General features: G+C 66.2%; 13 protein-coding genes. 4 read left to right on the forward strand and 9 right to left on the reverse strand.

What is annotated here, in order from left to right; genetic code table 11:
* Positions 1-387: 387 nt before the first annotated feature.
* From VHC04_RS22940 to VHC04_RS22950, 3 genes are all read left to right on the forward strand, one after another.
* Entirely contained in the window at positions 388-1,710 is a 1,323-nt protein-coding gene (locus tag VHC04_RS22940; RefSeq protein WP_325685071.1) for an MFS transporter, read from the forward strand.
* A gap of 101 nt (positions 1,711-1,811) precedes the next feature.
* Complete coding sequence (locus VHC04_RS22945; RefSeq protein WP_325685072.1) at positions 1,812-2,054, forward strand: type II toxin-antitoxin system Phd/YefM family antitoxin; 243 nt, start codon at positions 1,812-1,814, stop codon at positions 2,052-2,054.
* A gap of 4 nt (positions 2,055-2,058) precedes the next feature.
* A complete protein-coding gene (locus tag VHC04_RS22950) occupies positions 2,059-2,463 on the forward strand; it encodes a PIN domain-containing protein (RefSeq protein ID WP_325685073.1) in 405 nt (134 codons plus the stop codon).
* Between the two features lie 198 nt (positions 2,464-2,661).
* Here VHC04_RS22950 and VHC04_RS22955 read toward each other — a convergent pair whose 3' ends face one another.
* The 9 genes from VHC04_RS22955 to VHC04_RS22995 all read right to left on the reverse strand — a co-directional run bounded on the left by VHC04_RS22955 (position 2,662) and on the right by VHC04_RS22995 (position 9,860).
* On the reverse strand, positions 2,662-3,030 hold the full coding sequence (locus VHC04_RS22955; RefSeq protein ID WP_325685074.1) for a HesB/IscA family protein: 369 nt from the start codon (positions 3,028-3,030) through the stop codon (positions 2,662-2,664).
* 23 nt (positions 3,031-3,053) lie between these two features.
* On the reverse strand, positions 3,054-3,425 hold the full coding sequence (locus tag VHC04_RS22960; protein WP_325685075.1) for an SUF system Fe-S cluster assembly protein: 372 nt from the start codon (positions 3,423-3,425) through the stop codon (positions 3,054-3,056).
* Positions 3,418-3,885, reverse strand: a complete 468-nt coding sequence (gene sufU / locus VHC04_RS22965) for a Fe-S cluster assembly sulfur transfer protein SufU (RefSeq protein WP_325685076.1) — start codon at positions 3,883-3,885, stop codon at positions 3,418-3,420. The genes VHC04_RS22960 and sufU overlap by 8 nt, the downstream gene beginning before the upstream one ends.
* Positions 3,882-5,132: an aminotransferase class V-fold PLP-dependent enzyme gene (locus tag VHC04_RS22970; RefSeq protein ID WP_408903853.1), complete on the reverse strand. Its 1,251-nt coding sequence runs from the start codon at positions 5,130-5,132 to the stop codon at positions 3,882-3,884. Before VHC04_RS22970 ends, sufU begins: the two co-directional genes overlap by 4 nt.
* 11 nt (positions 5,133-5,143) lie before the next feature.
* Entirely contained in the window at positions 5,144-6,379 is a 1,236-nt protein-coding gene (gene sufD, locus VHC04_RS22975) for a Fe-S cluster assembly protein SufD (RefSeq protein WP_325685078.1), read from the reverse strand.
* On the reverse strand, positions 6,376-7,125 hold the full coding sequence (gene sufC / locus VHC04_RS22980; protein ID WP_325685079.1) for a Fe-S cluster assembly ATPase SufC: 750 nt from the start codon (positions 7,123-7,125) through the stop codon (positions 6,376-6,378). Before sufC ends, sufD begins: the two co-directional genes overlap by 4 nt.
* Positions 7,126-7,130: 5 nt before the next feature.
* Positions 7,131-8,615, reverse strand: coding sequence for a Fe-S cluster assembly protein SufB (gene sufB, locus VHC04_RS22985; protein ID WP_325685080.1), 1,485 nt, complete (start codon positions 8,613-8,615; stop codon positions 7,131-7,133).
* 10 nt (positions 8,616-8,625) lie between these two features.
* Positions 8,626-9,105 carry an SUF system Fe-S cluster assembly regulator gene (locus tag VHC04_RS22990; RefSeq protein ID WP_325685081.1) on the reverse strand — a complete coding sequence of 160 codons (480 nt, stop codon included), beginning with the start codon at positions 9,103-9,105 and terminating at the stop codon, positions 8,626-8,628.
* Between the two features lie 95 nt (positions 9,106-9,200).
* The gene (locus VHC04_RS22995) at positions 9,201-9,860 is read right to left on the reverse strand and encodes a class I SAM-dependent methyltransferase (RefSeq protein ID WP_325685082.1); all 660 of its coding nucleotides are present in this window, start codon (positions 9,858-9,860) and stop codon (positions 9,201-9,203) included.
* Positions 9,861-9,953: 93 nt separating this feature from the next.
* Between VHC04_RS22995 and VHC04_RS23000 the strand changes: the two genes are divergently transcribed.
* On the forward strand, positions 9,954-10,086 hold a 133-nt coding region (locus tag VHC04_RS23000), incomplete at its 3' end, for an SDR family NAD(P)-dependent oxidoreductase (RefSeq protein ID WP_325685084.1).

Genomic DNA, 10,086 nt, shown 5'->3' on the forward strand with positions numbered 1-10,086 from the left:
GCGCCCGCTTCGGCCATCGCCATGATTCCCTCCAGCATTCGCGCCACCTCAGGCGAGGTCAGACGGTGGTAGCGGTGCCGTCCCTGTCTCTCGACCATGAGCAGTCCGGTAGCTGTAAGGCGGGCGAGATGTCCGCTTGCCGTTTGCGGCGCGACCGAGGCCGCCCTGGCCAATTCGGTCGTGGTCAGCGCCCGCCCATCCATCAGGCGGCAAGCATATTGGCGCGCGCCGGGTCGCCAACAAGAATCGCGGTTTCAGCGAAGGTGGCTGTGCTGACCGTGACGGATCGGCCCTTTTGTGTGTGACATTGCGCCGCCATCCTAATCCAGCCCGCCAGGCTGAGGCTTTGGTCGGGACCGTAACATCCCTGCGCAACCTCGCGGTAGCATGGTCACCATATTCTTTTTGAGGGTGACCATGTCCTTCAGTCGCGCAAGGGTGGCCGGCACTGTGGCGGACAGAGCGATGCGCCCCTGCCTCTTTTACGGCTGGTGGATCGTGGCCGCTTGCCTGGTGTCGGGCACCGTCGCCAATGGGTTCGGCCTTTATGGCGCGGGCGTCTATCTACACACGGTCACCGCTGTCATGGGCTGGTCCGTCGGCTTGGTTTCTGGCGGGATCACGGTGTTCTATGTGGTCAGTGCGCTCCTGCTTACTTCGGTGGGCGTAGGGGTTAGCCGCTTCGGGCCCAGGCCAGTGGTAGGGTTGGGTGCACTTGCCCTCGCTGCCGGTGTGGCCGGGATTGGGCAGGCGAGCCAGCCATGGCAGGTCTACACGGCGTTTGTCGTCATGGGCGTCGGTTGGTCCTGCTTGTCCATGACCGCAATCACCGCCACGCTCGCGCCCTGGTTTGACAGACACTACGGTCGCGCTGTTTCGATCGCCTCACTCGGGGCAAGCATCGGCGGCATGATCGGGCCGCCGGTCCTGGTTCTCGGCATTGCGCGGATTAGCTTTCTGGCAACAACGATGGCGGCCAGCGTCTTAACGGTTGTGGCCTTGTTGCCGCTTGCCTGGTTCGTCCTACGGCGGCGTCCGCAGGATATGGGCCTGCTGCCTGACGGGGCGCCCTCGCACGCCACAGCCAGCGCGGCCGGGACGCATCACTGCTGGAAGCGGCTCAAGGCCCTGCGCACCGCCGCACTGGGCAGCGTCGTGGCAAGCTTTGGCATTGGCATGATGGTGCAAATCGGCTTCCTAACGCAACAGGTCGCGCTCATCACTTCCTCCCTTAGCGCGCCGGGTGCGGCCGCCGTCGTCTCCACCACCGCAGCTGCCGCGCTTGTCGGCCGCCTGGGGCTCGCCCGCTTTGCTGATCGGATCAATGCCCGCAATGCCACCGCGGCGGTACTGTTGCTGGCCGCCGCGGCACTGGGCGCGCTAGCGCTGTTTCCGGTCCCTGCAGTGCTGGTCGGGGCCAGCATGGCCTACGGGCTGACCGTCGGCAACGTAACCATACTCTCGCCAATTATTGTGCGCCGTGAGTTTGGCGCCGCCTCGTTCGGTGCTGTCTACGGCGTCGCGTCCACCGGGATTCAGTTGGTCGCAGCGATGGGACCTGGCTTCTATGGCTTGCTGCATGATGCCTCGGGCGGTTATGGCCTCCCGCTGCTATCCGCCGCGGTGTTGGACGTGCTGGCCGCCGGGCTCGTGGTACTTGGCGGGCGCAAGCCCCTGACGTCGCCTAAGAGTCCAGGGACGACCCCATGACACCGATATGGCAAGCTGCGCATGTCCCGAAACTCTTGAATTTCGGCAGACATGCGGATAAGTAGTGCATATCACTACTCATCGTTCCCCGATCGCACACCATGGACCAGTCCGTCACCGCCGCTGAGGCCAATCGCAGTTTCTCCCATCTCCTGCGCGACGTGCGGGAAGGAGCGTCCTTCGTCGTCACCGTGCATGGCAAGCCGGTGGCGCGGATCGTGCCCGCCGACGAAGCGATCGCCGGCCGCGCCAAGGCACGCGCGGCGCTGATGCGGCGGCTGCGTTCGCAGGTGCCCGCCACGGATATCGGACCCTGGACGCGGGACGACCTGTACGACCGGTGACGCCGTGCGCGTCGCGCTCGACACGAACATCCTGGTCTACGCCGAAGGCATGAACGGCCCGGAGCGTGCCGCCCGCGCTCGGACCGCGCTGGACGCGTATGCGGAGGCAGACCTCGTCATTCCGGCCCAGGCGCTGGCGGAGCTGTTCACGGTGCTGACCCGCAAGGCACGCTGGCCGGCGGCCGAGGCGCGCAAAGCCGTGCTGGCATGGCATGACGCCGCCCTGGTGGTGGAGACGACGGCACCCTTGCTGTTCGAGGCGATGGATATCGCGACACGTCACCAGCTGTCGCTGTGGGATTCCATCATGCTGGCCGCCGCCGCGCAGTCGGGAAGCCGCCTTCTGCTGTCCGAGGACATGCAGCCCGGATTCAGCTGGCGCGGCGTAGAGATCGTCCGCCCGTTCTGACCGCGCAGCCGGGAACGGCCCGCAGCCGGCCTCGGAATGGTGCCGGAATGACAAGCCGCCGCAGACCAAATGGGCGACCGGCTCCAACCTCGCATTCGTCAGCTATGCGGTCGATCCGGCGCGCAACCTGGTGATCGCGATGGGCGTGGTCGACAATCTCGGCAAGGGGGCGGACGGCATCCACGCAGGGACAGGTTCTCAGACGTGAAAACTTTCCCCGCAGCCGCAGCGGCCTTTTTCGTTGGGGTTGGTGAAGGTGAAGCCCGAGGTCAGGTTCTTCACCTCGTAGTCCATCACCGTGCCGATCAGGAACAGTGATGCCTTGCGGTCCACCAGGACGGTCAGGCCCTTGTCCTTCACCACCTCATCGGACGGTTCGGGCGCGTCCGTCCAGCTCATGTCATAGGACAGGCCGGAGCAGCCCTTGGTCTTCACGCCGATGCGCAGCAGCTTGCCTTGCTCGCCCTTGCCGTAGAGCGAGCGCAGGCGGTCGGCGGCCGCGTCTGTCAGCGTCATCAACGGCGGCAACTCACGGATCTTGCGGGGCGCGGTGGTCGTCGTGCTCATGGTCAACCCTATGTCGGTATCGATCAGAACATGTTCAACTGCAGCCGAGCTTCCTCGGACATGCGGGACGGGTCCCAGGGCGGATCCCAGACGGTCTCGACCGTGCAGGAGGTGACGCCGGGCACGCCCAGCACCGCCTGCTCCACCTGCTCGGGGAGTTCCTGCGCGCTGGGGCAGGCTGGGGCGGTCAAGGTCATTTCCACCTTCACGGCGCCGCCCTCGTTGATCTCGATCGCGTAGATCAGGCCGAGTTCATAGATATTCACCGGGATTTCCGGATCGAACACCGTGGCGATCGCTTCGATCAGCGCCTCCTCGGTCGGGCGCGCGGGTTCGGCCGAGGCCGGCTTCTCGCCATCGGGAGTCCAGACGGTCGGTGGTGTGGTGTCATTCACTGCTTGCCTCCTTGGCCCCGTCCAGGGCGGCGATCAGTGCGTGCCACGGCAAGGTGGCGCATTTCACACGGGATGGATATTCGTGAACGCCCGATAGCGGTGCCAGGTCCTGTAGCGGCTGCGCGAGGTCCGCGCCGCAGTGCGGGCAGGTTCCGGTCTTCACCATTTCTCGGAATGCCTCGAACAGCGCCTTCGTGTCCGCCCGCCCGCGGCCCTTCACCGACGCCGCCATCAGATCGGCGGAAGCAACGCTGATCGCGCAGCCCCGAGCCTCGAATCCCACATCGTCGATGGTGTCGCCGTTCAGGCTGATCCAGACCTGCACCCGGTCGCCGCACATCGGGTTGTCGCCCTTGGCGGTGGCATTGAAGTGTTCCAGCCGCTTGCCATGACGCGGGTGGCGTCCGTGGTCCAGGATCACCTGCTGATACAGGTCAGCGAAATCGTCAGCCTGGTTCATTGGAAGAAAGTCCGTACCCGTTCCAGTCCCGCCGCCAGCGCATCGACTTCCTCATGCGTCGTATAGACGCCGAAGCTCGCCCTGGCCGTGCTGTCCAGCCCCAGCCGGTGCATCAGCGGTTCCGCGCAGTGATGGCCGGCGCGGACGGCGATGCCCTGGCGGTCCAGCAGGGTCGCCACATCATGCGCATGCGCGCCATCGACAGTGAAGGAGACGACACCGCCGCGGTCCTGCGCATGCCCGATCACGGTGACACCCTGGATCGACGCCAGCCGCGCCAGCGCGTGCTCGGTCAGTGCCGCTTCATGCGCCGCCATGGCGTCATAGCCGATCGCCTGCACGTAATCGATGGCCGCCTTCAGGCCGATGCCTTCCAGGATGGCCGGCGTGCCGGCCTCGAACTTGTGCGGCACCTGGGCCCAGGTGGACTTCTCATAGGTCACGGATGAAATCATGTCGCCGCCACCCATGAAGGGAGGCATCTGTTCCAGCAGCTCCTTGCGCCCCCACAGCACGCCGATACCGGTCGGGCCGTACAGCTTGTGGCCGGTCCAGCAGTAGAAGTCGCAGTCCAGCGCCTGCACGTCCACCTTGCGATGCACGATCGCCTGGGCGCCGTCGAACATCACCTTGGCGCCATGCGCATGCGCGACCTGGACGATCCGTTCCGCCGGCGTGACCGTGCCCAGCACGTTCGACATGTGGGTGATCGCCACCAGGGCGACCTTGCCGTCCCGCAGCAGATCCTCGAACGCCGCCATGTCCAGCTCGCCGGCATCGGTGATCGGCGCCACGCGCAGCTCGATCCCATGGCTGTCGCGGGCGAGCTGCCAGGGCACGATGTTGGAATGATGCTCCATGCCCGAGATCAGCACAGCCTGGCCCGGCCTCATGATGCCGCGGCCGAAGCTGTGGGCCAGCAGGTTGATGGAGCCGGTGATGCTGTTGGTGAACACCACCTCGGACCGGTCGCGCGCGTTCATCAGCGCGGCGACGGCATCGCGGCAGGATTCATACGCCTCGGTGGTCCGCTCGCTCATCCAGTGCAGGCCGCGATGGACGTTGGCGTATTGCGTCTCCATCGCGTGCGCCATGGCCTCGATCACCGCGCGCGGCTTCTGGGCGGATGCGGCGCTGTCCAGGAACACCAGCGGCTTGCCGCGGACCGTCTGCGACAGGATCGGGAAGTCCTGGCGGATGCGCTTGACGTCGAACAGCATGGGCTTGGTCGGCATGGGCTTGGTCATCGTGTGAGCGGTCATGTTGCGGGGTGCCTCCGCCACCAGTCGTCCACCACGGTCTCCAGCCGGTCACGGATGGTTTCGTTCGTGATGGCATCCAGCGCTTCCGACAGGAAGGCACGGACCAGGATGGCGCGGGCATCGGCCTCCGCCACGCCGCGGCTGCGCAGGTAGAACAGCTGCTCGGCGTCCAGCTCCCCGACCGTGGCACCGTGGCTGCACTTCACGTCATCGGCGAAGATCTCCAGCTCCGGCTTGGAATCGACCTCGGCGTCGGGCGATAGCAGCAGCGCCTGGTTCATCTGGTAGCCATCGGTCTTCTGCGCCGCGCGGGCGACCTCGATACGGCCCTGGAACACCCCGCGCGACCGGCCGGAGAGCACGTTCTTCACCGTCTGGCGAGACGTGCCGTTCGGCGCCAGATGTCCGACGACGGAGGTGAAGTCGGCATGCTGGGTGCCGGCCAGAAGCTGCGCCGCGTTCAGATGCGCGGTGGCGCGTTCGCCGGCCAGGTTCGCATGGACCTCGGTGCGCGACAGGCGGGCGCCGATGTTCAGCGTGAAGCTGTCATAGGTGGCGTCGGTGCCGATATCGGCATAGGTGGTCGAGACGTGGAAGGCGGCCAGCGACTCGTCCTGCAGCCGGACATGGGTCAGATGCGCGCCGTCGGCGACATGGATCTCCATCACCGTGTTCAGCAGATAGGGGCCGGCGCCGGCGGAGATCTCCACCAGGGTCAGCATGGCGCCAGGATCCAGCCGGATGCTGTGCCGCGGGTGCAGGTCGGCATCGGTGGTGGCGATGTGAACCAGCTGGATGGTGCCGCCATCCTGGTTGGCGGGTACGTGCAGGGACGCTCCGTCCTCGGCCAGCATCGTGTTCAGCGCCACCAGCGGTTCGCGGTCCGGCCAGGTCAGCGTGCCGAAATCCGGCTGGTCGGAGAAGCATGCCACGTCCACGTGCGGCTCAGCCTGGCTCATATCCGACAGCGTGCCGTCGACGAACAGCAGGCGCGGCGCATCCAACCGCGGCAATCCAGCCAGGATCGGTTCCGCCGGGTGCCGTGGCGCGGCGGTGCGGAACTTCGTCTCAGCCACCGGCCGCAGGCTGGTGTATTTCCACGCCTCGCTGCGGCGGCCGGACCGCGCGCCGGGCAGGCCGACCGCCCTGAAGGCGTCGGCGGCCGCGGCGCGCAGGGCGGAATCGCCCGGCAGCTTGCCGACCAGCGTGCCGTATCGGTCCAGGAAGCTCACGCCGCCTCCGCGATCAGGCTGGCATAGCCGCTCTTTTCCAGCTCCTTCGCCAGGTCCGGCCCGCCGGAGCGGATGATGCGGCCCTTCGACAGCACGTGCACGCGGTGCGGCACCAGGTGGTCCAGCAGGCGCTGGTGATGGGTGATCACCAGGGCCGAAAAGCCCGGTCCGCGCAGCGCGTTCACGCCGTCGGCGACGATCTTCAGCGCGTCGATGTCCAGGCCGCTGTCGGTCTCGTCCAGGATCGCCAGCCTCGGCTTCAGCAGCGCCATCTGCAGCACCTCGTTGCGCTTCTTCTCGCCGCCCGAAAAGCCCACATTGACGTTCCGCTTCAGCATGTCGTCCGGCATGTGCAGACGCTTCGTCTCGGCCCGCGCCAGCTTCAGGAACTGCACCGCGTCCAGCTCCTCCTCCCCTTGCGCCCGGCGTATCGCGTTGACGGCGGTGCGCAGGAAATTGGCGTTGTTCACGCCCGGCAGCTCGACCGGTGCCTGGAAGGCCAGGAAGACACCGGCGGCGGCGCGTTCCTCGGGTTCCATCGCCAGCAGGTCGATGCCGTTGAAGCTGGCCGATCCGCCGGTGACCTCATAGTCCTCGCGGCCGGCGAGCACATAGCCGAGGGTGGACTTGCCGGAGCCGTTCGGCCCCATGATGGCGTGAATCTCGCCGTCCGGAACGGTCAGGTCGATGCCCTTCAGGATGTCGTTGCCGCCGACGCTGGCGGTCAGTCCGCGAATCTCCAGCATGATCGTTACCCTACGGATCCTTCCAGCGACACGGCGAGCAGTTTCTGTGCCTCCACGGCGAACTCCATCGGCAATTCCTTCAGCACGTCCTTGCAGAAGCCGTTCACGATCAGCCCGACCGCGTCTTCTTCCGACAGGCCGCGCTGGCGGCAGTAGAACAGCTGGTCCTCGGCGATCTTCGAGGTGGTGGCTTCATGTTCCACCTTCGCCGTCAGGTTCCGGCTTTCGATATAGGGCACGGTATGCGCGCCGCACTGGTTGCCGATCAGCAGCGAATCACACTGGGTGAAGTTGCGGGCATGCCGAGCGGTGGGCTGCATGCGTACCAGGCCGCGATAGGTGTTGTTGGAATGTCCGGCGCTGATGCCCTTCGACACGATGGTGCTGCGCGATCCCTTGCCGATGTGAATCATTTTCGTGCCGGTATCGGCCTGTTGATGGTTGTTGGTGACCGCGACCGAGTAGAACTCACCGACGCTGTCCTCCCCCTTCAGCACGCAGGACGGATACTTCCACGTGATGGCGGACCCGGTCTCCACCTGCGTCCAGGAAATCTTCGACCGCGGGCCGCGGCACTCGCCGCGCTTGGTGACGAAGTTGTAGATGCCGCCCTTGCCCTGCGCATCGCCCGGATACCAGTTCTGGACGGTGGAATATTTGATCTGCGCGTCATCGAGGGCGATCAGTTCCACCACCGCGGCATGCAGCTGGTTCTCATCCCGCTGCGGCGCGGTGCAGCCTTCCAGGTAGCTGACATAGCTGCCTTCATCGGCGATGATCAGCGTGCGTTCGAACTGGCCCGTGTTGCGGGCATTGATACGGAAATAGGTCGACAGCTCCATCGGGCAGCGGACGCCCTTGGGGATGTAGACGAAGCTGCCATCGGTGAAGACGGCGCTGTTCAGGGCCGCGAAGAAGTTGTCCGCCACCGGAACGACGCTGCCCAGGTAGCGCTGCACCAGATCGGGATACTCGCGGATCGCCTCGCTGATCGGGCAGAAGATCACGCCCGCCTTGCTCAGTGTGTTCTTGAAGGTGGTGGCGACCGATACGCTGTCGAACACCGCGTCGACCGCGATCTGGCGGGATTCCTCGGCGTCGGGCTCGACGCCGGCCAGGATCGCGCGCTCCTTCAGCGGGATGCCCAGCTTCTCGTAGGTTGCCAGCAGTTCCGGGTCGACCTCATCCAGCGACTTCGGCCCGACCTTCTTCTTCGGCGCGGCGTAGTAGTAGATGTCCTGATAATCGATCGGCGGATGCTCGACGCGTGCCCAGTGCGGCTCCTGCATCGTCTGCCAGGCGGCGTACGCCTTCAGCCGCCAGTCCAGCATCCAGGCCGGTTCCTCCTTGCGGGCGGAGATCAGGCGGATGATGTCCTCATTCAGCCCTTTCGGGGCGAACTCCATCTCCACATTGGTCTCGAAGCCCCACTTATACCCCGACTGCGTCAGGGCCTGGACGGTTTCAAGCGTTTCAGTCTCGGCGGGCATGCCGTTCGTCCTATTCTGCGGCCGGAATCGGGGGTGGGGCGAAGCGGGCGGGCGGCCGGACGGCCGGCACCCGCAGGGATGCGGGAATGGCGGAGTCCTGCATATCCGCCAGCGAGATCGACGACAGGGCGGCCTGGATCGCGTTGTTCACCGGATCCCAGCGGCCGCGCATCGGGCAAACGCAGATCGATTCGCATTCGGTCAGCGATCCGTCGACGCAGGCCGTCAGGGCGATGGGACCGTCGATCGCGGCGATGACATCCGCAACCGGGATGTCCGCCAGCCTTCTGTTCAGCCTGTAGCCGCCGCGGGCGCCCCGCTGGGAGCTGACAAGGTTGCTGCCGGCAAGAATCTTCAGCACCTTGGCGACGGTCGGTTCGGGAATGCCGGTGGCCGCGGCGATGCCGGGCGAGGTCTGCACGCCTTCCATGCCGGAAAGGCGCACCAGAACCACGACAGCATAGTCGGTGAGCTTCGAGAGCCTCAACATGGCGTGTGACCAAGCGTCCCTGGTGATGGATGGGAGGTGGCGAGTAACCGTACTCTGTCAGTCCTGATTGCAGATGGCGTACGCCAACTCGGGCGTCAAGGGTGCTTGCCGTACTGCGCCAGCCAAATCGTGTGCCCGGCGCAGGACGGGTCCTCGGCGACGTGCGCGAGCGGGACGAAGCCATGCGCGCTCAGCAGCTGGCGGTATTCCGCCGCGTCCAGGCTGGCGTGATACAGCGGCTCGCCGTACAGCCGCCCGATCGCGACACCGTGCGCCGGGCCGCTGGTGACCATCAGCGGCGCACCGCCGGCGGCGTGGCGGGCGAACACGGCGAACATGCGCCGCTGATCGTCGTGGCCGAGATGAAAGAAGCTGTCCCACGCCAGAATGCCGCCGAACCGGCGGCCTAGCGCCAGCCCCCGCATATCGGCTTCGATCCACGTACAGGCCGGCGCCATCGCCCTGGCCAGCGCCAGCAGCGGCGCCGCGGTGTCGATGCCGGTCACGCGGCGGCCCTGGTCGAGCAGATAACGCGCGATCGGCTGCCCCGATCCGCAGCCAAGGTCCAGCACCTCGGCGCCCGCCGGCACCATGGCGAGGAACCGGTCCAGCCACGCCCGCTCGACCAGCCGGGTGCCGCGGTCCGCGGCCCAGGCGGTTCCATGCCGCCGATACAGATCGATGATCCGGCTCGCCGCCGCCGGGTCCGATGCGTTGCCTCCCGGTACGTCGTCTTTCGATCCGCCGTCAGCCATGGCTGCCTTCCGAAACCCACGGGTTCACAAGTCTGACTGGCGCGTCTACTAGCACCCGCGCACCCCAGACAGGAGGAACCCATGGCAGGCATGATGGAAGGAAAGGTCGCGGTCGTCACAGGCGCCGGCGGCGGGATCGGACGGGAAATCGCGATCATGATGGCTGCGCATGGCGCCAAGGTGATCGTCGCCGATATCGGCGCCTCGCTGTCCGGTGAGGGCGGGT

The sequence above is a fragment of the Rhodopila sp. genome, assembly GCF_035548095.1.
GTDB lineage: Bacteria > Pseudomonadota > Alphaproteobacteria > Acetobacterales > Acetobacteraceae > Rhodopila.